Source organism: Siphonobacter aquaeclarae, from assembly GCF_900103285.1.
GTDB classification, from domain to species: domain Bacteria; phylum Bacteroidota; class Bacteroidia; order Cytophagales; family Spirosomataceae; genus Siphonobacter; species Siphonobacter aquaeclarae.
The window spans coordinates 1-24,132 of the sequence record NZ_FNGS01000009.1 but is presented as its reverse complement, the minus strand read 5'-3'; the positions used below and the strand labels follow the sequence as shown (position 1 = coordinate 24,132).

The 24,132-nt window shown below is 55.4% G+C and carries 17 protein-coding genes and 1 pseudogene; 15 read left to right on the top strand and 3 right to left on the bottom strand.

From position 1 onward, the window contains the following. Positions 1–69: 69 nt before the first annotated feature. Positions 70–1,110: a bifunctional diaminohydroxyphosphoribosylaminopyrimidine deaminase/5-amino-6-(5-phosphoribosylamino)uracil reductase RibD gene (ribD, locus tag BLR09_RS20945; RefSeq protein ID WP_093207595.1), complete on the top strand. Its 1,041-nt coding sequence runs from the start codon at positions 70–72 to the stop codon at positions 1,108–1,110. 5 nt (positions 1,111–1,115) lie between these two features. Here the strand turns inward: ribD and BLR09_RS20940 are convergent, their stop codons facing one another. The 3 genes from BLR09_RS20940 to BLR09_RS20930 all read right to left on the bottom strand — a co-directional run bounded on the left by BLR09_RS20940 (position 1,116) and on the right by BLR09_RS20930 (position 3,424). Next, positions 1,116–1,877, bottom strand: coding sequence for a shikimate dehydrogenase family protein (locus BLR09_RS20940; protein ID WP_093207594.1), 762 nt, complete (start codon positions 1,875–1,877; stop codon positions 1,116–1,118). 113 nt (positions 1,878–1,990) lie between these two features. After that, positions 1,991–2,644 (bottom strand): DedA family protein, encoded by a 654-nt coding sequence (locus BLR09_RS20935; RefSeq protein WP_093207592.1) that lies wholly within the window; start codon positions 2,642–2,644, stop codon positions 1,991–1,993. A gap of 24 nt (positions 2,645–2,668) precedes the next feature. Further along, positions 2,669–3,424, bottom strand: a complete 756-nt coding sequence (locus BLR09_RS20930; protein WP_093207591.1) for a phosphosulfolactate synthase — start codon at positions 3,422–3,424, stop codon at positions 2,669–2,671. A 215-nt stretch (positions 3,425–3,639) separates the two neighbouring features. Between BLR09_RS20930 and BLR09_RS20925 the strand changes: the two genes are divergently transcribed. The 14 genes and pseudogenes from BLR09_RS20925 to BLR09_RS20860 form a co-directional block, all read left to right on the top strand. Beyond that, a complete protein-coding gene (locus BLR09_RS20925) occupies positions 3,640–4,260 on the top strand; it encodes a TetR/AcrR family transcriptional regulator (RefSeq protein WP_093207589.1) in 621 nt (206 codons plus the stop codon). A 1-nt stretch (position 4,261) separates the two neighbouring features. Then, on the top strand, positions 4,262–4,714 hold the full coding sequence (locus tag BLR09_RS20920; RefSeq protein WP_093207587.1) for a PaaI family thioesterase: 453 nt from the start codon (positions 4,262–4,264) through the stop codon (positions 4,712–4,714). Positions 4,715–4,739: 25 nt separating this feature from the next. Beyond that, positions 4,740–5,663: an NAD-dependent epimerase/dehydratase family protein gene (locus tag BLR09_RS20915; protein WP_093207586.1), complete on the top strand. Its 924-nt coding sequence runs from the start codon at positions 4,740–4,742 to the stop codon at positions 5,661–5,663. Between the two features lie 71 nt (positions 5,664–5,734). Beyond that, positions 5,735–7,075, top strand: a complete 1,341-nt coding sequence (locus tag BLR09_RS20910) for a TolC family protein (RefSeq protein ID WP_093207584.1) — start codon at positions 5,735–5,737, stop codon at positions 7,073–7,075. Between the two features lie 10 nt (positions 7,076–7,085). After that, positions 7,086–8,150 (top strand): efflux RND transporter periplasmic adaptor subunit, encoded by a 1,065-nt coding sequence (locus BLR09_RS20905; protein WP_176785629.1) that lies wholly within the window; start codon positions 7,086–7,088, stop codon positions 8,148–8,150. A gap of 13 nt (positions 8,151–8,163) precedes the next feature. Then, positions 8,164–11,211 carry an efflux RND transporter permease subunit gene (locus BLR09_RS20900; protein WP_093207581.1) on the top strand — a complete coding sequence of 1,016 codons (3,048 nt, stop codon included), beginning with the start codon at positions 8,164–8,166 and terminating at the stop codon, positions 11,209–11,211. An 87-nt stretch (positions 11,212–11,298) separates the two neighbouring features. Continuing rightward, on the top strand, positions 11,299–11,730 hold the full coding sequence (locus BLR09_RS20895) for a hypothetical protein (protein WP_143011174.1): 432 nt from the start codon (positions 11,299–11,301) through the stop codon (positions 11,728–11,730). A 442-nt stretch (positions 11,731–12,172) separates the two neighbouring features. Next, a complete protein-coding gene (locus BLR09_RS20890; RefSeq protein ID WP_093207852.1) occupies positions 12,173–12,580 on the top strand; it encodes a DUF2141 domain-containing protein in 408 nt (135 codons plus the stop codon). A 48-nt stretch (positions 12,581–12,628) separates the two neighbouring features. After that, a complete protein-coding gene (gene prmA, locus BLR09_RS20885) occupies positions 12,629–13,465 on the top strand; it encodes a 50S ribosomal protein L11 methyltransferase (RefSeq protein ID WP_093207578.1) in 837 nt (278 codons plus the stop codon). A 225-nt stretch (positions 13,466–13,690) separates the two neighbouring features. Continuing rightward, a complete protein-coding gene (locus BLR09_RS20880) occupies positions 13,691–18,658 on the top strand; it encodes a hypothetical protein (protein WP_218126701.1) in 4,968 nt (1,655 codons plus the stop codon). Positions 18,659–18,769: 111 nt separating this feature from the next. Beyond that, positions 18,770–19,531, top strand: coding sequence for an SDR family NAD(P)-dependent oxidoreductase (locus BLR09_RS20875; RefSeq protein ID WP_093207575.1), 762 nt, complete (start codon positions 18,770–18,772; stop codon positions 19,529–19,531). An 8-nt stretch (positions 19,532–19,539) separates the two neighbouring features. After that, entirely contained in the window at positions 19,540–19,989 is a 450-nt protein-coding gene (locus tag BLR09_RS20870; RefSeq protein WP_093207574.1) for a GNAT family N-acetyltransferase, read from the top strand. Beyond that, positions 19,986–22,379 (top strand): carboxypeptidase-like regulatory domain-containing protein, encoded by a 2,394-nt coding sequence (locus BLR09_RS20865; RefSeq protein WP_093207572.1) that lies wholly within the window; start codon positions 19,986–19,988, stop codon positions 22,377–22,379. Before BLR09_RS20870 ends, BLR09_RS20865 begins: the two co-directional genes overlap by 4 nt. A gap of 128 nt (positions 22,380–22,507) precedes the next feature. Next, positions 22,508–24,132: pseudogene (locus tag BLR09_RS20860) on the top strand (gliding motility-associated C-terminal domain-containing protein); the annotation flags it as partial.

Genomic DNA, 24,132 nt, shown 5'->3' with positions numbered 1-24,132 from the left:
CTCACAGAAAACACAGACTACACAGAAAAAAGGGAAAGAGGATGTCGCGACATCCTCTTTTTTTGTGCTATGAATCATGAACTGTTCATGCAACGCGCGCTGCAACTGGCCCTGCTCGGCCAGGGGCACGTAGCCCCCAACCCGATGGTCGGCTGCGTCATTGTCCACAACGGCCGGATCATCGGCGAAGGCTGGCACCGGCAATACGGGCAGGCACATGCCGAAGTAAACGCCCTGAATAGCGTGACCGAGCGCCATTTATTACCGGAATCGACAGTCTATGTAACCCTCGAACCCTGTTCTCACTTCGGGAAGACGCCGCCCTGCGCCGATCGCCTTGTTCAGGAAGGCGTTAAGGAAGTCATCGTCTGCAACGACGACCCGAACCCCCTGGTTGCCGGGCGCGGGCTCAATAAGCTGCGACAAGCCGGCATACAGGTACAAACCGGCATGCTGGCCCAAAAAGGGCGGGAACTGAACCGGCGGTTTTTTACCTGGATCGAACAGCAGCGGCCGTACGTCATTCTGAAATGGGCACAGACGGCCGACGGCTTCCTGGCCGGTCCCGATTACCAGCCGGTGCCCATCTCGGGGCCGTTAGCACAGCGCCTCGTCCACCGCTGGCGAAGCGAAGAAGACGCCATCTGGGTCGGCACGCATACCGCCCGAACCGACAACCCCCGCCTGAACGTGCGCGCGTGGACGGGTCGTAACCCGCTCAGAATCATACCCGACCGCACTCTTTCCTTACCGCCTGACCTGCACGTATTCGACGGCAGCCAGCCTACCCTTGTTTTCACTGAAAAGGAACGGGAACCGGGTCCAAACCTAACCTATGCTACGCTGTCTGACTGGTCGCTGACGACGATGCTTGCCGACCTCAAAACCCGGAATATCCAGAGCGTACTCGTCGAAGGCGGTACACGCCTGCTCGAATCCTTTCTTGCAGAAAGCTGCTGGGACGAAATACGTCTGTTCCGCAGTCCTGCCTTCCTGAAAAAAGGAATACCTGCCCCGCATTTTACAGCGAAGCAGGTATTGAGGGAAAGGGTTGGTGTTGATGAGCTTACGGTATGGCAGGGGGCAGAGGGCAGATGGCATGGGGTTTGAAAGCCCTATGCCCCATGCTCCATACCTTCCCAGATTTCCCACGACTTCTCCGCCTGCAATTCCAGCATGCGGTAGCCGTTGTGAGCGGCAGCGCCCTGTTCCCGGCCTTTGGCCATGAAAACGGTTTCTTCCGGGTTGTAGACCAGGTCGTACAACAGGTGATGATCCGTGAGGAAGGAGTAGGGAATCGGCGGGAATGTATCGGTTTTCGGGTAGGTACCGAGGGGTGTCGCGTTGATAATCAGGGTATACTGAGCCAGTATATCTTCGGTCAGGTCTTCGTAACGGAAGAAAGCGGGGTCGTCTTTCCGGGAGACGGTTCTAAAGGCAATACCCAGGTCTTCGAGAGCTACGCGTACGGCGCTGGTTGCACCGCCGTCGCCCAGAATCAGGGCATGTGTCGGCCGGTGTTGCAGAAACGGCGCCCAGGTTTCGAGGGACAGCCGGAAACCCCAGTAGTCGGAGTTATAGCCTTTCAATTTGCCGCCGGGCAGTACCCTGATCACGTTTACGGCGCCGATGCGTTCGGCCAGGGGATCGAGCTCGGCCAGGAACGGCATGACGGCCTTTTTGTGCGGAATCGTAACGTTGAGTCCTTTCAGATCCGGGTTGGCGGCGATCAGCTCCGGTAATTCCGTCGCCTCCGGAATTTCGAACAGTTCGTACCGGTAGTCGGAAGAAATACCCTCCCGCTCAAATTTTTCGGAGAAATAGCGTTTCGAAAAGGAATGCCCCAGCGGGTATCCGATCAGGCCAAAGAGGTGCATGGTGAAATGGGTTTGAGGCGATAAGCAATAGGCTGTAAGCCGTAAGCGATAGGCTCCAGAGCCCTTTCTCCCGCTTATAGCCTACAGCCTATCGCTTAAAGCTTACTAAAAGCCTATGCCGCCTTACTCAGAAACTTCTCTTTAATAATCCCCCACACAATCGGCAATACAGACAAACCGATGATGCCGAAGACGACAATTTCAAAGTTCTTCTTGACGATTTCGAGGTTACCGAAGAAGTAGCCGAGCAGGGAAATGCTGGTTACCCACAACACAGCTCCGGCGATGCAGAAGAAAATATAGCGGCCGTAGGTCATGCTGCCGGCGCCGGCCACAAACGGGGCCACCGTCCGGACGATGGGGACAAACCGGGCGATGATCACCGTCTGCCCGCCGTATTTGGCGTAATATTCTTCGGTCTTGGTCAGGTAATCCCGCTTGAAAAACAGGATGCGTTCCCGCGACTTGATCAGACTGGAAAAGTTCTTTCCGACAAAGTAATTCAGGTTATCCCCCATCAGCGCAGCGACGATCAGCAGGGGTATGATGACAAGAACGGAGAGCTCGTTGGTATCGCGGGCGGCGAGCGCGCCGGCAGCAAACAACAGGGAATCACCGGGCAGCAGCGGCATCACAATCAGGCCTGTCTCGACAAAGACAATCAGAAAGAGAATGCCGTAGGTCAGGAGTCCGTACTCGTTCACCCAGATATCGAGATATCGGTCCAGGTGCAACAGAAAATCCAGTAATGCTTTGATGATTTCCATGGAAGAAGATTCAAAACGGGGTGTTTACAGATAAAGGCTGAACGTATCGCCACGGAGACCGAGGCGAATGGTTTCCACCGAGATAACCTCATGGGGGGCAATATTGCCCAGGTTGACATTGGCGCCGAGCAGCTGGACAAACCAGACCTGCTGGGCCTTCTGGGGAGCTTCCCAGATGATATTTTCGGGGGGAATCTGCGTGAGAATTTCTTCGACCAGGCCCTGGCGGACTTCACCCGAAGAACGGAAAAGACCTACGTTTCCGCCTTCGCGGGCTTCGCCGATCACTTTCCAGGCGCCTGCTTCGAGCTCGGCGCGCATGAGCTGAATCCACTTGTAGGGAGGAATGATTTTGGCCTCGTCCTTAGACCCTACTTCTGACAATACCGTCACCTGTTTGGCAAGGGTATTGATATACTGACACTTCTCCTCCTGGTGCATATCGATCGACCCGTCGGAAACTTCGGCGTACTCCAGACCGAACTCGTCGAGTACCCGGCGGTAGTCGTCAAACTGCCCCCGGATGACGAAGGCTTCGAACAGCGTGCCCCCGAAATAGACCGGAATGCCTGCCTCCTTGTAAACTTTCAATTTCTCTTTCAGCTTCGGCGTCACGAACGAAGTGGCCCATCCCAGCTTGACAATGTCGACATGATCGGCGGCGATGTCGAGAAAATCTTCTGTCTGTCTGATACTTAGACCTTTATCCATCGCCATCGTTAATCCGGACTGACGCGGCTTCTGGGTGCGCTCGGGTATCTGCTTTAAAGTGTAATTCATAATAAGCGATTGCTTTCACGAGAAAGTGCAAAAGTAGCCGAGTCCGCGTGTAAGACAAGGATTAGGGACGAAAAGTCTGGAAAAAGCTGGGTCAGATACAGGTCAAACACCCGCCATTCATCCCGATTTTCCGCCATTTCAAAAAAAATAGAAGCACAATGGTTATTTACTAAACACTGTTCAGTAGTTTTACAGCCATCATTAACAACGAAACGATGGGCATTGCCGAGCGAAAAGAGCGGGAGCGGCATGAGATGCGCAAGCTGATCCTGGAGAAAGCAAAAGAAGTTTTTATAGAAGAAGGATACGACAAGGCCTCCATCAGAGCCATTGCCGAGCGGATCGAGTACAGCCCTGCGACGATATACCTGTACTTCAAAGACAAGGACGAATTGTTCTTTGCGGTACACGAACTCGGTTTTTTCGAGCTGTTTGACCAGATGCAGACCCTTGCTTCCATTGAAAATCCACTGGAACGACTGCGGCAGATGGGATTTATCTACCTGCGGTTTGCCGGAGAAAACCCGGAGATGTACGACCTGATGTTTATCTCCCGGGCGCCGATCAACGCATTGAAAAAAGACCCGACGGAAGATGAATGGTACTGCGGCAACCGGGTTTTCAACCTGCTGTGCGCGGTGATTCAGGAAAACATGGACAAGGGAATGATCCGGCAGAACGACCTGATGGTCACGGCCCTGTCGATCTGGTCGTTTGTTCACGGCCTGGCTTCGCTGCATATCCGCGGGCGGCTGGACGTCTTTCCGCAGGAACTGGACCTGCGCGAGTTGGTTACCCATTCGATTGACAATCTCATCAACTTAATAAAAGCCTGATATGTCCGTGTTCCGCCTCTTGCAGTCCCGCGTGGGAGAAAAACTCGGGGTCCACAGCCCCTCGCCGTTTGGCCGCTGGCTCGACGGCACGCTGACGCATATCGAAGAAGGGACCATTACGGTCAACTTTCACGTCCGCCCCGAAATGTGCAATCCGGCCGGCGTACTGCACGGAGGCGTAGCGGCGGCGATGATGGACGAGGTCATGGGGATGACGGTCTTTTCCCTCGACCTTGATCATTTTTACATGAGCGTCAACCTGAATGTCGACTACCTCTTCGGCGCCCGCTCCGGCGAGCACGTCAATGTCCGGTCGGAAGTAATCCGGAAGGGCAAGAAGGTAGTCCATACCGAGTGCAGGATTTACGATGCAGCGGGGCGGCTCCTGACGAAAGCCACCTCGAACCTGATTGCCACGAGTATGCCCGCGGGAAACACCAACGGGCAAGCGTAAACAAAGTCGTCTTTCCCTATCAGCCATGCAAACCATTCTGGGCGCCGGCGGGGCCGTATCTGCCCCGCTCGCCCGCTACCTCAACTCGTATTCGTCCCGCCTCCGCCTGGTGGGCCGAAACCCGAAAGCCGTCAATCCGACGGATGAGCTCGTTGCTGCCAACCTGCTCGACGCCGCACAGGTTGCCGGCGCGGTGGCCGGTTCGGAGGTTACCTACCTCACAGCCGGACTGGAATACAAGACCTCCGTCTGGCAGGAACAATGGCCGAAAGTCATTGAAAATGTACTCGCGGCGTGCCGTCAGCACGGATCGAAACTCGTGTTTTTTGACAACGTGTACGCGCTCGGGCTGGTCGACGGCCCGATGACGGAAGACACCCCGGCCAATCCGGTCAGTAAAAAAGGGGAAGTCCGCGCCCGGATTGCCGAACGGATTCTGTCGGAAGCGAAAGCAGGCAATGTACAGGCGCTCATCGCCCGTGCGCCGGATTTTTACGGTCCGAATGTGGCAAACAGCTTCGTCGATGCACTCGTTATCCAAAACCTGAAAAAAGGGAAGAAAGCACAATGGTTCTGCAATGCCGATCTTCCACACTCCCTGATTTTCACGCCTGATGCCGCGCGAGCGACGGCCCTGCTCGGCAACGCGCCCGATTCGGCCTATGGCAAAATCTGGCACCTGCCGACAGCCGCTCCGGCGCCGACAGGCCGGGAAGTCGCCGCCGCCTATGCCCGCGAACTGAACGGACCGGCAGGTTGTACCGCCCTGCCGAAATGGATGCTCCGCGGTCTGGGTTGGTTCATCCCGATTATCGGAGAAAGCGTGGAAATGCTCTACCAATACGACCATCCTTACGTGTTTGACAGCAGCCGGTTTGAACAGGCATTCGAGTTCACGCCAACGTCGTACGAAGAAGGCATCCGCCTGTCAGCACAGGCTGCCCGGTAGTACCAAGCCCAGGTCCGGGCTTTTTTTTCCACCCCTTGCTAAACAGTGTTCATTCCTTAAACATCTCTCACATGATATCCCTGAAAAACGGCTCTGTGATGCTGGCAGCTTGTCTCCTGACGTCGGGAGCGCTGGCACAAAGCCCCGTTCTGGATGCGTATATCCGGGAAGGTCTTCAGGCCAACCTCGCTACCCGGCAGCAGGGTTTTCAGCTTCAGAAAAGCCTGCTGGCCCTGGAAGAGGCACGGGGACTTTTTCTTCCCTCGGTCAACTTCAATTTTACGTATTCGACGGCGCAGGGCGGCCGGACGATCGCCTTCCCCGTCGGCGACATCATCAATCCGCTCTATTACGTAACGGGATTGGCGCCCGCCGGCTCCAATCCTATTCCCAACGTCAGCGAGCAGCTCGTCCCCAAAAACTTTTACGATACCCGGATCAAAACGACCATGCCGATCCTGAATGCCGAAATCCGCTACAACCGGCAGCTCCGGCAACAGCAGATCGGTCTGGTTGAAAACGATATCGTCATCGTGAAGCGGGAGCTGGTCAAAGACATCAAGATTGCCTATTTCAACTTCCTGAAGGCAGAAGAAGCGATTTCGATTTATGAGAACGCGCGGAAGCTGCTGCTGGAAAGCCAGCGGGTGAACCAGTCCCTCGTCAACAACCAGATGGCGAATCCGACGGTACTGGTGCGGTCCCGGAACGAAATTGGCCGGATGGATGCCGATCTCGCCACCGCCCGCCTCACCCGCGAAAATGCGGCTGCATACCTCAACTACCTCCTCACCCGCGACCTGGCTTCGCCCGTGAAAAGCGATACCCTGCTGCTCAATTCCGAGGCCGACTGGAGCGCTTCATCCGCAAAACGGGAGGAACTCGACAAACTGCGCAATGCCCTGGCCATCAATCAGACCATGCTGAAGCTTCAGCAATCGTACCGTACCCCGAAGATCGGCGCGGCGCTGGACCTCGGCTCCCAGGGGCATGTCAATAACATCGACCTGAAGAGTAACCCTTTCTGGCTCCTGGGTATTTCGCTGGATATACCTCTCTATGCCGGTAACCGGAACAAGCTGAAAGTCAGGCAGCAACAAGAGGAAATTCATTCCCTCGAAACGCAACTCGAACAGGTACAGCGCCAGCTCGACCTCCAGGTATTCACTGCCCGGAATGCTGTACGCTCGGCACAGGAAGTATTCCGCAGTCGCGAGCAGCAGGTCGAAACCGCCCGCCGCTACTACCGGGATATGTTCCGGCGCTACAAGGAAAATACGGCTGCGTTTATCGAACTGCTCGATGCACAGACCCAGCTCACCTCGGCTGAACTGCAAACTACCCTGGCGCGCTACGATATCTGGCTTCGCCTGGCTGAACTCGAACGTGCTACTGCCGCATATGGACTTTAACCCCTTTCCCATGAAAACTCCTCTCCTTTACCCCCGCTTTGTGCTGAGTGATCTGGTGATGCTGATCACGCTGGCTATGCTGGCCAACGCCTGTCAGAAAAAGAAGGAAACTACTGCGACGCTCTCGGAAGAGATCGTTGCGGTGAAAACAGTGGCCGTCAGCCGCGAAAGCCAGGCGGAGCCGATTCAGGCTTCCGGGCTCGTCCAATCCGAAACGGAAGCACGTCTTTCCTTCAAAACCGGCGGCATTATCCAGAAGATTTTTGTCCGTGAAGGGCAGTCGATCCGCAAAGGCGAACTGCTTGCCACGCTCAACCTCACGGAAATCGACGCGCAGGTTCGCCAGGCTACTGAATCCGTGACAAAAGCGGAGCGCGACCTGGCCCGGGTGACGAACCTCTACAAAGATTCCGTCGCCACCTATGAGCAGGTACAAAACCTCACCACGGCGCTCAATGTCTCGAAACAAAACCTGGAAATAGCCCGGTACAACCGTAGTTTCTCTGAAATACGGGCTACCTCGGGCGGCGTAGTTATTAAAAAAATCATGAACGAGGGAGAACTGGCGGGTCCCGGCTCCCCGGTCTTTTACGTCAACGCTACCGGCCCGAAAGACTGGGTTATCCGGGTAGGCGTGGCCGACAAGGACTGGATCCGCCTCAAGCCCGGTAACAAGGCCGAAGTAAAGTTTGACGCCTACGCCAACCAGCCGTATCCGGCGGTCATCAGTAACCTTTCTGCGGGCGCAGACCAGGTTTCGGGCCTGTATCAGGTGGAGCTGAAACTGACCGTACCGGTACCGAAACTGGCAGCGGGCATATTCGCCAATACGCTGATTTTCCCCGCAGTACAGCATTCGCTGGAATCCGTTCCGATTGACGCACTGGTGGAAGGAAGCAACCAGAGTGCCTTTGTGTATGTCGTGCAGGGCGACCGGGCGAAGAAAGTACCTGTGCGTGTGGCCTACCTGAACGGCCAACGTGCCTTTATCGAAAGCGGTCTGAACGGGATTTCCCAGGTCATCACCGATGGTTCGGCCTATCTCACGGATGGGGTCAAAGTGAAACTGCCTTAACCGCCCGTCTGCCATGAAAATAGCCGAATTCTCAGTCAAGAATTACCAGTTTACGCTCGTCGTCTTCCTCGCGGTGCTGTCGCTCGGGATTTACTCCCTCTTCAACATGCCCCGCAACGAAGATCCAGAATACTCCTCGCCTCAGTTCGGGGTCGCGGTGATCTACCCCGGCACCAATCCGGAAGACATGGAAAAGCTGGTCGTGGAGCCGCTAGAAAAGAAACTCAGCGAGCTCGATAACGTCGATTACATCCGGACGGATATTTCCGACGGGCTGGCGTTTTTTCAGGTGAAATACCTGTTTTCGGAAGACCCGGAGAAGAAGTACCAGGAAATCGTCCGGGAAGTCAATGCTTCGCGGAAAGACCTCCCTGCGGATATCCTCGACGTCCGGATACAGAAGTTTGTGCCGTCCGACGTCTCCATCTACCAATGGGCACTGGTCAGCGAGAATGCTCCGTACAGCGCCATGCGCAAAACGGCGGAAGACCTGCAGGACGAACTGGAAAAAATCAAGGCGCTGAAAAACGTCAATATCTGGGGCTTTCCGGAGCAGAAGGTAGTCGTGGACCTGAACCTGAGCAAAATGGCGGCAGATAAAATTCCCGCCGGTCAGGTACTTCAGGCGATTCAGTCGGAAGACGTGAATATTCCCGGCGGCGCTATCCATGCCGGTCAGAAAAAATTCAACGTCAAGACCTCCGGCGATTATTCCTCCCTCGAAGAAATCCGCAATACCATCGTTTTTTCCAACGGTTCGAGGATTGTGTTGCTGAAGGATATCGCCGATGTCCGGATGGGATATGAGGATGAAAAGCACGTCACCCGGTACAACGGGCACCGCTGCCTTTTCCTGACCGTCAGTCAGAAAGACGGCAACAACATCATTCAAACGCGGGACAAGGTTGAACCGGCTATTGAAAAATTCCGGGAAAAGCTACCGAAAAACATGGACCTCGTGAAGGTATTCGACCAGCCGGAAAGCGTGAGCAACCGCCTCAGCCGTCTCGGAAAAGACTTCGGTATCGCGATCTGCCTGGTACTCATCACGTTGCTGCCGCTCGGCACGCGGGCGAGCCTCGTCGTGATGATTTCAATACCGCTTTCCCTCGCGATCGGGCTGACGCTGCTCAACCTCCTCGGTTACAACATCAACCAGTTGAGTATTGTAGGGATGATCGTGGCGCTCGGGATTTTGGTGGATGACAGTATCGTGGTTGTGGAAAATATTGAACGCTTCCTGCGGGAAGGGCATTCCCGGCGTGATGCGGCCATCGGCGCGACGAAACAGATCGGCATGGCGGTAGTCGGGTGTACGATCCTCCTCATTTTCGCCTTCCTGCCGATTGTTTTCATGCCGGAAGATGCCGGGGCGTTTATCCGGAGCCTTCCTCTGGCGGTGATTCTGACGGTATTTGCGTCGATGATTGTCTCGCTGACGGTAGTACCTTTCCTCTCCAGCGTGATTCTCTCCCGCCACGAAAACCCGGACGGCAACCTCATCCTGCGCACCTTGAAACGGGTTATTTCCGGTAGCTATGGCAAGGCGCTCGACTGGGCCCTGAAACATCCCATAGCCATGCTGGTGATTGCGCTGACGATTTTCGGCGGTTCACTGGCGCTGATTCCGTCGGTAGGTTTCAGCCTCTTTCCACGGTCCGAAAAACCAATGTTCCTCGTCAACATCGAACTGCCGGCAGGTACCAATCTGTACCAGACGGATAGTGTGGCAAGGTATGTAGAAGGAGTACTGAAAAAGACGGAAGGCGTTCGAAGTATATCGACGAACGTTGGCAAGGGTAATCCGCGGGTGTACTACAATGAACTACAGAAGAACGAGACGCCGCACTATGCACAGCTCTTTGTCCAGACCGATCCGGAACTTCCCACGAAAGAAAAAGTCATCCTGATCGACTCCCTCCGGATGAAGCTGAAATACTATCCCGGGGCGACGATACAGGTCAAAAACTTCGAGCAGGGCGTACCGGTAGCCGCGCCGATTGCCTACCGGATTTACGGAGAAAACCTCGATACTCTACGCCGGTTTGCCTTCGAAATCGAAGCCATGATGAAAAATACCGCCGGTACTATCTATGTGGATAACCCGCTGAAGGTACAGCCTACGGATCTGAAGGTTTCGATCAACAAGGAAAAGGCCGGTCTGCTGGGCGTTTCGACGGCGGAAATCGACCGGATGACACGTCTGGGTATAGCCGGGCTCAATGTCGGTACGTATCGGGACGAGGCGGGCGACGACTACCCTATCGCCGTCAGTATTCCCCGCAAGGGTCCGATCCAGGAAATGGACGTATTCTCCCGCCTGTATATCAACAATGTGCAGGGAACAGCCATGCCCCTGAACCAGTTGGCCGATATCCGGTTTGAATCCTCGCCCAACGGAATCCGCCACTACGACAAACGGCGGTATGTCATCCTTTCCTGTTTTGCGCAGACAGGCTATAACGTTTCCGAGCTCAACAATACCCTGATTCAGAAGCTCGACAAGATGAAATTCCCGACGGGTTTCAGCTACGACGTATCCGGGGAGCAGGAAAGCCGCGAACGCAGTTTCGGCGGGATGGGCGTCATCATCATCATCGCGGTATTCGGCTTTATTTCGGTCCTCATTCTCGAATTTGGCAACTTCAAGAGCACGGTGATCGTCCTTTCGGTAATACCGCTCGGTGTGATCGGCGCCATACTGGCCCTGCTGTTTGCCGGCGAAACGCTCTCGTTTACGGCCACCATCGGCTTCATCGCACTGGTAGGTATCGAAGTGAAAAACTCGCTGCTGCTCGTTGACTTCACCAATCAGCTCCGGGAGCAGGGTATGGGCCTGAAGGAAGCGATTCTGGAAGCGGGGGAAATCCGGTTCGTTCCGATTCTGCTGACCTCGCTGACGGCCATCGGGGGGCTGGTTCCGCTGGTAATCGAGTACTCCGACCTGTATTCGCCCCTGGCGCTGGTATTGATCGGCGGGATCATCAGCTCGACGCTCCTGTCGCGCCTCGTGACCCCCGTGATGTATTTGCTGCTGCCGCCCCGCGTTGCGGAAGCATAGGGCTCGGGGCAGAGGGCATGGGGCCGTTTTCCACCCCGTGCCCTCTGCCCCATGCCTCCTGGCACGTCGTTTTCAGGTATTGCCATCATGAAAACGACCCTATTTCTCCTCACACTCGCGTTGACGGCGTGCCAGAGCATGCGGTCGACGCCCTCGGGCGGTGATATGTCCGACAGCCTCGCCCTGGCGGAACGACCGGCCACTGCGCCGGACGGCGACTCCACGCGCACACCGATGACGACGCCCGCCGAAAAAAACGGCATCAACGCGCCGGAAGCCATGACGGCTACGCTTTCGAACATGGAACAGCCGACGGCCGCCAAGGGAGCACCCCTGGCCGACCGGATTGAACAGCAGCTCCGCGCCATCGGGCAGGAGGAAAATTCCGCCCCGACAACCGCGCGAAAACAGGAGCTGACAAGCATGAAACAATCTCTTTTGCTTGCCCGCCAAAAATTACAGGAGGTAGAAAATACCCTGGCATGGGTGGAAAAGCAGCAGGACAGTCACAAAAAATAAGCGGTTTTAGCGTAATCTTTCCGTGATTCGTCGGCAAAAAGCCGCGGTTGAGCAGGATATTATGCTGTAGGACGGTGTATTATTAGAATTCTGTAATCCCTGTATTTTTTTCTGCCACCGTTTCCAACTATACGCTCTTTTTATCCCAAATATTCTTATGTTACTACATTGAATTTCAGTAGATTATTTTAAAATAAAATACAGAATCGGAATTTATTAGAAAATTCCAGCAAAGTTGCGGCAACACTTTTTTAATAAAAATTATCTACTTTTGTGGCGTTCAGGCGTTTAACGACGTCTGAATGTCTGGTTGGATTTGGGAGTATATCTCAAACCAATCCAAAACAGACAAAGGTTGAAGGTTGAACGTTATTGGGCATTGGCTTTGCTTATGCCCAATTTTTTTGTCTCTTTCGGGTACGCCATCACATTTTTTGCCCGTATGCTTTTCTTTTTGTCGCTTATCTCGCTTTTAGACACCAGACCGCAGGAACCCCTCGCCATCACGTTCACGAACCTGAAAGACACCCGTTCTCCGATCGTTGTCGGCATTTTCCGGAAAGATGACCCTTTTACCAAAAAGACATTCAAAAATTATACGCTGGACCCCGCAGGCACGCCGACGCCTACCCTTTTTGTCGACGGGCTGCCTTACGGTGAATACGCCATCGCCATTTTCCAGGATTCAAACCGGGACGGAAAGCTGAATACGAATATCCTCGGCATTCCGAAGGAACCGTATTGCTTCTCCAACAATGTCCGGCCGCGGTTTTCGGCGCCGAAATACGAGCAGTGCAAATTCACGTATTCCGAACGGGAGCATCACCAGTTTCTCGAACTGCTGCATTAACGCCCGGTATTGAACAATAAAAACGAACCCATCCCGTAATTTCGCCGCATGAATTACTATGAGCTGAAACTGTCGGTTTCTCCCGGGTTTGCCGACATCTTCGTGGCCGAACTGGCCGAGATCGGTTTTGATTCTTTTGTCGAAGAAGACGACGTTCTGCTGGCCTATGTGCCGGAAGATCAATACAATGAAGAGGCCGTCCGGGAAATCATCGGGCGGTACGAGCCCCTGACCGGCCCGCTGACCTTCGAAACCAGCCGGATGGAAAAACAGAACTGGAACGCCGAATGGGAGAAAAACTACCCGCCCATCGACGTGGAAGGCCAGGTTTTGGTCCGGGCCGGATTTCATGAAATGGATACTTCCGGTTTCACGCATGAGATTGTGATCAATCCCAAAATGTCGTTCGGAACCGGGCATCACGAAACGACCTGGATGATGCTCGCCCACCAGCTGGAGATCGATCAGGAAGGAAAAAGCGCACTGGACGTAGGTTCGGGCACCGGTATTCTCGCCATCATGGCAGCCCTGCGGGGCGCGAAGTTCGTGTCGGCCTTTGACATCGAGGAATGGGCCGCTGAAAACGCCGGGGAGAACGTCGGCCTCAACCGGGTCGAAAACATCGTGCGCGTCCGGCAGGGAACCATCGAAACCGAGCCGGCTGAGAAGTATGAAGTCGTTCTGGCCAATATCAACCGCAATATTCTGCTGCGGGAAATTCCCACGTATGTACAATACCTGACGCCCGGCGGAACGCTGGTCGTCAGCGGTTTCTACGAAGGAGACCTGCCCGAGATACAGGACGTAGCCGATGCCTCCGGTCTGGAACTCGTTTCTGTCAAGACCCGCAACGGTTGGGCGGCTGCCCGCTTCCGGCTCGTCTGAGTAAAACCCACTGTACTTTTCCGGATTCAGGCCCTGGGCCGGGGTCCGGATTTTTTGTTTTCGGGAGAAGATGTTATCGCCGCGACGTTCCGCTTCCTTTTTTCGTATTTCTTTTGGCGAAAACAACCCGCTCCGACGTTTATGAAGAAACTGTCGTTCCGATACAGTCACCATCCCGCCCCGCGGGACCCAAGCAGGTTCATTATGAGGATAAGTCTGTTACTTGTGTTTTTTCTGATTGCACAATGGTCTCATGCTCAGCAGATTAAACTCTCCGACCAGCCCGATCAGTTTGTGCAGGATGTCCAGACGCTGACAACGTCCTTTGGGCAAACCCAGGCAGGCGCCGATTTTTCTGCTGCATGGAACAACTTCGGCGCCGATCAGAAAACCCGGATCATTGCCCAGACAAAGGCCATGATCGGAAAAAACATGCGCCAGCCGGCCTACCTCCTGCCCTGGTTTCAGGCGCTGAGCGGGCAGCAGCTGACGGGCGACGGCCTCGCGCAGTTTCTCACCACCACCGAAAAAACCTTCAAGGCATTTGATTCCAAGGTTTACCTCAGCTACCTCCAGTTCGCGAAACTGTTTCTCACCTCGCGGCAACTGTATACGTCCAACTACCACAAGCTGGTGACGTCCGGCGGCCAGTTTACCTTCCGCTATGCCGATCAGGCCTTTGACGTGGCCAACCCGGTCGCGGAAGTCAAACCCGAGGCGAAAAAGGAAGAACCCGCCGAACCCTCCGACGACGGCTGGGGAAACGGCTGGGATGACAACAATTGGGACAATCCGACGTCGGCAACGTCCGACAATACCTGGCAAACCGTCCCCGAAGCCAAAACCATCGCGGCCGGCCCGGTACTCGAGTTATCGGGCATTTCCCTGGCGCTCGTTTCGGCCCAGGATTCCTTCGTGGTCGATAATACGTCGATGACGGTGGGTATCCGGGAAGCCCTGTTGTATGGAAAATCAGGCAAGTATGCCTGGCCGCAGGCCGCGCTCAGCCAGGCGAGCGTAGACTTGACGTCGTACAAAATGCTCTTTAAAAATCCCCGGCTGCTGGCAGACGAGGCCGTTCTGCATTACGACGCCCGGCTGAAAGAACCGGTGAAAGGTACCTTCCGCTTCGATGGCCGGAAACGCGCCCCGAATGCGCCCGTGACGCAGCCGCAGTTTCAGTCGGCCGACGCGAAGGCCGAACTCAAGAACCTCGGCAGGGATGTCGTATACAAAGGCGGGTTTTCGCTGATCGGTACCCGTGCCTATGGCTCGGCAGCCAACGGCCACCGCGCTACGCTGACCGTGCTGCAGGATGCGAAAGTAGCTTTCCTGGCTGTCAGCAAGGGTTTTGAGCTGAGCGATACGCTTATTTCCAGTCCGTCCGCGCAGTTTACGGGGTACATCGGGGCAACGGATTCGCTGACGCATCCCGCTGTCCGGTTCTTTTATAATTCCCAGACGAAGAACCTCCGCCTCGCGAAAATCGAGAAAGGCGGTTACCGGAGCGCGTTGTATACCGATAGCTACCACGGCTTTTCCATCCGGGCCGACGCGCTGAAATGGAGCCTGCCGGGACAGCATATTGAGTTTGATATTATTTCGGGACAGAATGCCGTACCGGCCCGGTTTGAATCGGCCGACTACTTCGAGCCGACGCAGTACGAAAAACTGACCAGTCCGCAGGGATTCCACCCCGTAACTATTCTGGCTAACTGCCTGAAACAAAAGGGAGTTACTTCGATTACCATCGACGAACTGGCGGCGCACTACCAGCGTAACGGCAAGCTGATGCGCGACGCGCTCGTGCCGCCCATCGAACAGGGTTTCGTCGATTACAACCCGGATACCGACCGGGTTTCGATCAGTAAAAAAGGACAACACTACCTCGGCGCTACCCTGGCGAAAAAGGACTTTGATAACCTGATTATTCTCTCCACCCAGGCAGGATCCGACAGGGACAGCCTCGCCAACGCATCGATCAATTTCAAGGATAATATTCTGACGATCCGTGGTGTCGCGCCGTTCAAAGTCAGCGATTCGCTGAAAATCTACATCCGTCCTGCTGATCGGATCGTGAAAGTCGGTAAAAACCGATCCTTCCAGTTCAACGGTGAAATGAAGCTGGATAACTTTCGCTTCAAGGGTCGGGATCTGAACTTCAACTACGAGCAGTTTTACGTCAATCTCGACAAGCTGGATACCGTCACGTTCGTCCCTCAGCAAATGAAGGGCAAGAAAAACGCGAAGGAAATCGGGCAGGATTTGCAGTACACGTCCGGGGGGCGGCTATACCTCGGAAAACCGAATAACAAATCCGGAAAAAAACCGAGTGTGCCGCGGCTTGTGGTACCGGATGGGGTGAATATCTATTTCGACGATACCTCGCACCTTGCCGGCGTGTACAACCGGAAGGTGTATTTCAAGATTCCGAAGATTGACCAGGATAGCCTTACTTCCCGGGATATTGAGTTTCTGGGAACCTTCTATTCCGACGGCATCCTGCCTCCGATCCAGACCAAGCTTATTACCATGCCCGATAACTCGCTGGGCTTCAGCTACAAAGTACCGGAAGCGGGGATAACGCTCTACGGCGGCAAAGGCAAAATGAAGGTAACGGGAACGCTGAAAATGGATTACAACGGTCTTCAGGCGGACGGTAACCTGGCTGTCCTGGCGGCGTCGCTCGATGCGAAGAAGTTTATCCTCACCCCCGATTCGCTCGTGAGCCTTGACGGAACGGCGGGACGCATTCAGGAAGGACTCCGCGGAAAGGCTTATTTCCCGGAAGTAGTCCTCAAAAACTATGAAATGAAATGGGTTCCGAAGCAGGATAGTCTCATCATTCGTGATAAGGGAACGCCATTCGATTTCTACAACGCCAGCTCGAAACTCAGCGGAAGCCTGGTGGTCCGGTCTTCGGGACTTTTCGGGGATGGCGTGATGAAGCGGAAGGATTCCGAAATCACCTCATCAGCCTTTCAGTTCCGGCAGAACCAGTTTGTAGCCGAGCGCTCGCAGATTCAGGTCGGCAGTGCGGCGAAGCCGGCGCTGCTCGGCCGGGCGATGGATGTAACCTTCAATACCGTGGCCCAGACGGCAACTATTCAAACGCCGAAAAACGCCGCGGTGGAAGATTCTTCCAGCCTTTTCTTCCCGTATGCCGCGTATACCACGACGATCAACCGGGCCGATTGGGACATCGCGAAGAAAACCATCACGATGAAAGGCAATGTCAAAACCTCGGTATTCAGTTCCACCAACCCCGGGCAGGAAGGGCTGAGCTTCAACGGAGCGGAGGCTTTGTATGACATTGAAAAGATGTCCCTGAATATCAAGGGAGTACCGTTCATCCGGTCTGCTGATGCGAAGATTTTGCCGGACAAGGGCCTGGTTTCCATCAAGCAGGACGCAGAGATGGCGCCGCTGAAGAAAGCGAAAGTCATCGCCGACACGCTCAACGAATTTCACCACCTGGCGGATGGAAATATTCAGATTCTGTCGGCCAAAAAATTCGAAGGGAACGCTATTTATCAGTACATCCGGGCGAAGGGTGATACGACAAAGCTGAAGATGGACGCGTTCGAATTCAAGGAAATCGCCGACGCTCCCACTGCCGCGCCGAAGCGCCGGACCCGCGGCGCTGCAACACCTGCCGCTTCGGTGAGCTACTCTACCAGTGCACGGGCAGGAATCGGGGAGGAAACCCGCTTCCTCCTGACGCCCCGGCTGCTTTTCAAGGGTGATGCCGTCATGAACGCCGCCGAGCAGGGTCTCCGGTTCAAAGGAGCTATTCAGCCCAACCTGAAAAGTCGTTTCGCCGAACCCGGCTGGATTCCGTTTCAGGGAAATAACGGTGACATTCTGAGCCTGAAAGTAGACGGACTGAAAGGAGAAGACAATGCGACACCACTCTACGCCGGGGTTCACTTCGGTTCGGAAGGCTTGTATCTGACCTTCCTTTCGGCCAAGCAATCACCTCAGGATCAGGATCTTTTCCTGGCCAGCGGATCCCTGCGGGACGATCCCAAAACCCAGCAGCTGACTATCGCCAACGACGCCCGGGCCAACGACCAGACCCTGGAAGGCAAGAAGTATGTACTCGATGATGCGAAGAAGGTCATTACGTTTGACGGTCCGCTCAACCTCTTCTCGCCCGCTACGGTGCTGCAGGCGGCCGGTTTCGGGCGGCTCGTTCCCGACTCCGCCAAGTACCTGCTCAATACGATGATGGTGTTCAATACGCCCATCCCGCCTCAGGTAATGGCCATCGCGGGAGACAAAATTGTCAAGACCAATCTGGATGAAAAACTGAGCGAGGAAGTAGCAGAAGAAGATTTCGACCGCCTCCTCGCGAAGATATCGAACATCGCAGGCGGAAAAGCAGCGGAGCAGTTCAGCCAGAAATCGACCAATGGCGCGAACGTCCCGCTGCCGACTATATCGCCCAAATTTGCCGCTACGGCAGTCCTTTCCAACGTCAGCCTCCGGTATAATCCGGAGAATCAGGCATTTTACAGCGTTGGAAAAATCGGCATCTCGAACGTAGGCACAACGGATATCAACGGCCTGTTTGACGGTGCCGTCGAAATCCGGAAAAACCCGGACGGAAACGATAACCTCTTTTTGTACATCGAACTGAACCCGGATGTGTGGTACTACTTCGCCTATGCCCAAGGTACGACGGAAGTCATCAGCTCCGATCCGGATTTCAACAACCAGGTACAGGCCAAGGTCGGTAAGGATAATAAAATCATGGTCGTGACGGAAGAAGACAAGAACTCGTTTGTCGACCGCTTTGCAACCATGTACCGGCCGCGCACCAAGGCCAAACCTGCTCCTCCGAAAAAGGTCACCAAAGCGCCGGAAGTAGCCAAAACGCCCGAGTTGAAAAACGAACCGTCGGATGAGCCTGTGGAAGAGCAGCAGTCCGTCGCGAAAGCGCCGGCGAAAGGAAGTAAAAAGAAAGACTCCAAAAAGGTTACGGCTCCGGAAGAAATCGCGGAAACCGATACCCTCGCAACGGACGCGCCCGCGGGCAAAACATCGTCCAAAAACAAAAAGAAAATCAACGTCGCCCAGACGGCGAAGAAAACCGCCGATTCGACCAAGCTCAAGCCCCGCGTTTCGCTCTCGGAAACGGACGAGGCCGCTCCGGCGAAGAAGCCTGCCGAGAAGAAAACCGGCTTCTGATCCGTTTTGCCGCCAGATAAAAGCTTTCCGGTATGATCGCCGGAAAGCTTTTTTTGTGCTCTCCGATTCCGTATTTTCCGCCCTGAATCGTCTCTAAATCTATTTGCCTTTATGTTTTCGTTTGACAATCAGGTGGCACTGGTAACCGGCGCCGGACAGGGAATCGGGTACGAAATCTGTGTACAACTCGCGGAGTGCGGTGCGGCGGTAGTCCTCAACGACCTGGACGATACCCTCGCGCAGCAGGCGGCGGAACGCATTCGTGAACGCGGAGGCCGGGTTATAGCCATTGCGGGCGACGCTTCCGATGTTTCTTTTATCCGTGTGCTGGTCAGCGAAGCGGTGGCCCGCTTCGGGAAACTGGATATCCTGGTTGCCAATGCCGGTATTACCACTTTCGGCAGCTTTTTTGAGTACCAGCCCGAATCCCTGAATCAGCTTCTTCGCCTGAACCTCCAGGGCAGCTTTTTTCTGACGCAGGAAGCTGCTTTGCAGATGCGGGAGCAGGGTACGGGAGGCAGGGTATTGCTGATGTCGTCGGTGACGGGGCACCAGGCCCACGCGTTTCTCGCAGCCTATGGTATGACGAAAGCGGCGCTGGAAATGCTGGCGAAGGCCCTGGTCATCGAGCTATCGCCTTTCGGCATCACCGTCAACTGCGTGGCGCCGGGGGCAACACAGACCGAGCGGACGCTCGACGATCCGGAGTACGTCCCGACCTGGTCTCGCATTACGCCCATGGGCAAGCCTGCGAGTGTGCAGGATATTGCCTCGGCGGTGTTGTTTCTCGTCTCACCGCAGGCCGGCCATATTACCGGGCAGAGCCTGGTAGTCGACGGCGGGTGGACGAGCGTAAGTCCTTCTCCTTATTGACTTTTTCTATGGTTACGTTTACTCTGAAGCGTTTCGACGAACTGACACTTCACGAATTGTATGCCCTCCTCGCCCTGCGATCGGAGGTATTTGTCGTCGAACAGCAATGCCCTTACCAGGATGCCGACGGAAAAGATGCTGTTGCCTGGCATTGCCTCGGCACAGACGAAACCGGCAAACTGGTGGCCTATACGCGTCTTTTCGCGCTGAACGACAGCTACGAAGGATACACGTCGATCGGCCGGGTAGTTACGTCGCCGTCTGCGCGCGGCGGCGGCCTCGGCCGGAAGCTGATGGAAACGTCGATAGCCCTCTGTCACAGCTTATTCGGACCGGAACCTATTAAAATCGGCGCACAGCAGTACCTGCTGGCATTTTATTCCTCGCTGGGTTTTGAGCCGACGGGGCACGATTACATCGAAGACGGCATCCCGCATACCTACATGATTTACCGGTGAAACAGCTTTTTCTCCTTCTCCTGTTCGCTCTGACAGCCCGGGGACAGCAGCTCACGCAAACCGTTCGCGGACGCATTCTGGATCAGGAAACGCGGACGCCGCTGCCAGGCGCGACCTTTCTTTTGGCGGAAAACGGAAATACAGGTGCTGTCGCTGACGCCGACGGGTACTTCCGGCTGACGGGCGTACCGGTAGGACGCCGGACCTTCCGGGTATCGTTTGTGGGTTACCAGACCCGGCGTATTCCCGATGTGATCGTCGTCAGCGGGAAGGAAACCGTCCTGACCATTGAGCTCGAAGCGGACATCCGGCAATTGACAGAAGTGAAGGTACGTGCGGAGCGGCGCGCCGTCAACGAGATGAGTACCATCAGCACGCGGCCGTTTTCGGTGGAAGAGACCGGGCGCTATGCGGCCAGCCGGGATGATCCGGCGCGGATGGCATCGAACTTCGCCGGCGTGCAGGGGTCGGACGATTCCCGGAATGACATTGTCATACGCGGGAACTCGCCGCAGGGCCTGCTCTGGCGACTGGAGGGCGTCGCGATTCCGAATCCCAGCCACTTCGTTATTCCCGGCACGCAGGGCGGGTCGGTGACGATGCTCAACAGCAAAACGCTCGCCAATTCCGAGTTTATGACGGGTGCCTTTCCGGCTGAATTCGGGAATGCACTGGCAGGCGTGTTTGACCTCAACCTCCGGGCCGGAAACAGTGAAAAGACAGAAGGTACGCTTCAGGCGGGGCTTCTGGGTCTGGAAGCGATGGCGGAGGGGCCGTTGTCCCGGAAAAACAAGTCGTCGTTTCTGGTAGCTTACCGGTATTCCACGCTGAATCTTTTTCAGAAACTGGGCGTGCAGATCGGTACCTCCGCCGTGCCCAACTACCAGGACCTGACGTTTAAAATCAACCTGCCGACACGCCAACTCGGGACCTTTTCCGTTTTTGGAATTGGCGGGACGAGCGCCATCGATATTGTCGTCTCGAAAAACAAAGACCTTCAGGAGGACCTGTATGCGGACAAGGACCGGGATCAGTACTTCCGCTCGTCGATGTATACGGTCGGTGTCCGGAACGATTTTCCGATCAACCGCGATACGTATCTTCGGACAGTCATTTCCCATAGCCGGCTGCGGAGCTGGGCCAATCACGACCTGCTGGATTACAGCGCCTCCGGCGAAATGACCGGAAAACACTACCAGATGGGTTATGATTTCCGGGATACCAAAACAACGCTGAACAGTACCCTGACCCGGAAAATCGGCCTGCGGACGACGCTCCGCGCCGGTATCAACCTGGATTACCTCGGCTACAGCGATTCAGACAGTATCCTGCGGGAACCTCCCCGTTTTCCGGCCCGGTACTGGGAGCGGCGCTGGGACTATGCTACGCATGCCTGGCAGATCCAGCCGTTTGCGCAGGTGAAAGTACGGGCGACGGAGAAATTGACGCTTACCGCCGGTATTAATGCCTTGATTTATACGTTAAATACGCATTCGAAGGGAATCGATCCCCGGTTCGGGATGCAGTACCGGCTGACAGACCGGGACCGGTTCAGCCTCGGTATTGGCCTGCATCACCAAACCCAGCCCAGCTATACCTATTTCTACCAGCAGCCGGCGAATGGCGTGCCGGTGCGCTACAATCAGGACATGGGCCTGACGAGGAGTCTGCACTATATCTTCGGGTATGACCGGCAGGTATCTCCTTCGGTACATATCAAAGCCGAGACGTATTATCAGCGGTTGTCGCATATTCCGGTTTCAGTCAAGCCGACATCGTCGTTTTCCCTGCTCAACCAGGGTTCGGCCTTCAGCCGCTCGTTTCCGGATACTCTCACCAATACCGGTATCGGATATAACATCGGCGCGGAATTGACGGTCGAGAAGTACTTCAGCCGGAACTATTACCTGATGTGGACCGGGTCAGTATACGATTCCCGATACCGGGCCAACGACGGCGTCTGGCGGAATACGGACTATAACGGCCGGTTTGCCACCAACCTGCTTGGCGGGGGAGAATGGCCGGTTGGAAGGAAAAAACGGACTACCCTCGTGGCCGGCGGAAAGATCACCTGGGCGGGAGGCCGCCGGTACGGGCCTGTGAACGTCGCCGCGTCGCTGCTGCAGCGGGAGGTTGTTTTTCAGGACAGAGACCGGAATAGCGGGCAATTCCCGAACTACTTCCGGCTCGACGTGCGACTGGGTTTCCGGAAAAATGCACTCGGGCTGAACCACGAGGTAGCGCTGGATCTGATCAACCTCACGGGACAGCAGAACGTTCTGGGTGTGACGTTCGTACCGATTCCGGGGGAGGCGCCGTCTGACCGGTATCTCAAGCGTCAGTATCAGCTCGGGTTTTTGCCGTTGTTTTATTACAGGGTGGAATTCTGAAGGAATTTGAGTCTTGTCCTTTCGCAACATTATCGGGAAGCTGTCGTTGGTAGCCAGTAACGGTATTGTCCTTCCCACACAGGCATACCGGAACTTCACCCATCGTTTCCCAACCCGAAATACTGCGAATGAGGCCTCTTTACCTTTTCTGGGGAGTTGTTGTTTGTCTTTTCTTTGGGCTTGCTCCGTCTGCGCTGGCTACCCACGTACGCGCCGGAGAAATCACGGCCAGACGCGTTTCCGACCAAACCCTGACCTATGAAGTTACCCTGACTATTTATTGTGATTACCTGACGGGGAAGGAAGCTACTGATACCCAGACTACCGCGACGCTCTGTTTCGGAGACGGTTCGCCTGTCGAAGTTGTTCAGCGTGAAGGTTTTCCGGGAGGTCTCGTCGATGTCGGTAATAATACCCGACGGCTGGTCTTTAAAACCACCCACACCTTCAGCGCTCCCAGTACTTATACCATCTCCGTCGGTATTGAAAACCGGAACAGAAACACGCTCAACATTACAAACGGCGCATCTGCTATTACTCCGTTCTATATCGAATCAACATTACTCATCAACTCGTTTCTGGGGCTTAATCATACGCCGGTGATGAATAACCCGCCGGTTGATTTCGAAGCTTGCACCGGTCAGCGCTACATCCACAACCCCAATGCTTTTGATGCTGACGGCGATAGTCTCGCCTATCGGATCAGTCAGAGTAAAATGACGCAACCTGGCCAGTCCTGCAACGGATTTGTCATTCCCAGCTTTGTTCAGCCTACTTTGGTGCCCAACTGCGCCGGACAGAACGAAGCCCTCACAGGACCTGCCACCTACTCCATCAATGCCCGTACAGGCGACCTCATCTGGGATGCTCCCAAGTGCGCCGGACAGTACAACGTCGCCTTTGTCATCGAAGAATGGCGCAACGGCATCAAAATAGGCGAGATCACACGCGACATGCAGATCATCGTCCGAGACTGCCAGAACAAGCGGCCCACCATCGAAGTACCCGCCGATATTTGCGTTGAGGCCGGCAAGCCCGTCAACTTCACCGTCCGCGCCACCGATCCCGACGGCAACCGCCTCACCATTTCCTCCACCGGAAGTGTCTACAAGCTCTCGCCCGCAGGCATCGACCTCATCAAAGCGCCCTTTGCCACCTTTACCGTACCCACCCAGCCGCAGGCTACACCCGGTACCGGTACCTTCGCCTGGCAGACCTCCTGCGATCACATCCGTGCCCTGCCCTATGAAGTCCTCTTCAAGGTCGGAGACAGTCCCGGTTCGGTACAGCCCTCCCTGGTTGATTCCAAAACCGTCCGCATCCGCGTCGTTGCTCCTGCCCCCACGGGCCTGCGCATCACCAGCGGATCTGCCACCGCAGGCTTCACCCTGGCCTGGGATGCCTATCCCTGCCAGATTACAGGCGCCCAGATCATCATTTACCGCAAGCAGGGATGTACCAACCTCACCCCCGATGTCTGTAATCCCGGACCCCCGCCCGGCTATGTCGAAGTAGCCCGCGTGCCGGCCACCCAGACCACCTATACCGACAACAACGGCCTCAGACCCAACACCGAGTACAGCTACCGCCTGGTGGCTGTCTTCCCCGGTGCCAATAACCTCACCCAGTTCTACAGCACCTTCTCGGCGCAGGCCTGCCAGCTCAGGCCCAACCAGCTGCTCTACATCACCAACGTCACCGTTGACAACACCGGCACTGCCGACGGGCAGATCACCGTCAAGTGGACACGGCC

Coding starts and splice junctions, on each gene's coding strand:
- ribD (WP_093207595.1), top strand. CDS start 70: ATGAATCATGAACTGTTCATGCAACGCGCGCTGCAACTGGCCCTGCTC.
- BLR09_RS20940 (WP_093207594.1), bottom strand. CDS start 1,877: ATGCACCTCTTTGGCCTGATCGGATACCCGCTGGGGCATTCCTTTTCG.
- BLR09_RS20935 (WP_093207592.1), bottom strand. CDS start 2,644: ATGGAAATCATCAAAGCATTACTGGATTTTCTGTTGCACCTGGACCGA.
- BLR09_RS20930 (WP_093207591.1), bottom strand. CDS start 3,424: ATGAATTACACTTTAAAGCAGATACCCGAGCGCACCCAGAAGCCGCGT.
- BLR09_RS20925 (WP_093207589.1), top strand. CDS start 3,640: ATGGGCATTGCCGAGCGAAAAGAGCGGGAGCGGCATGAGATGCGCAAG.
- BLR09_RS20920 (WP_093207587.1), top strand. CDS start 4,262: ATGTCCGTGTTCCGCCTCTTGCAGTCCCGCGTGGGAGAAAAACTCGGG.
- BLR09_RS20915 (WP_093207586.1), top strand. CDS start 4,740: ATGCAAACCATTCTGGGCGCCGGCGGGGCCGTATCTGCCCCGCTCGCC.
- BLR09_RS20910 (WP_093207584.1), top strand. CDS start 5,735: ATGATATCCCTGAAAAACGGCTCTGTGATGCTGGCAGCTTGTCTCCTG.
- BLR09_RS20905 (WP_176785629.1), top strand. CDS start 7,086: ATGAAAACTCCTCTCCTTTACCCCCGCTTTGTGCTGAGTGATCTGGTG.
- BLR09_RS20900 (WP_093207581.1), top strand. CDS start 8,164: ATGAAAATAGCCGAATTCTCAGTCAAGAATTACCAGTTTACGCTCGTC.
- BLR09_RS20895 (WP_143011174.1), top strand. CDS start 11,299: ATGAAAACGACCCTATTTCTCCTCACACTCGCGTTGACGGCGTGCCAG.
- BLR09_RS20890 (WP_093207852.1), top strand. CDS start 12,173: ATGCTTTTCTTTTTGTCGCTTATCTCGCTTTTAGACACCAGACCGCAG.
- prmA (WP_093207578.1), top strand. CDS start 12,629: ATGAATTACTATGAGCTGAAACTGTCGGTTTCTCCCGGGTTTGCCGAC.
- BLR09_RS20875 (WP_093207575.1), top strand. CDS start 18,770: ATGTTTTCGTTTGACAATCAGGTGGCACTGGTAACCGGCGCCGGACAG.
- BLR09_RS20870 (WP_093207574.1), top strand. CDS start 19,540: ATGGTTACGTTTACTCTGAAGCGTTTCGACGAACTGACACTTCACGAA.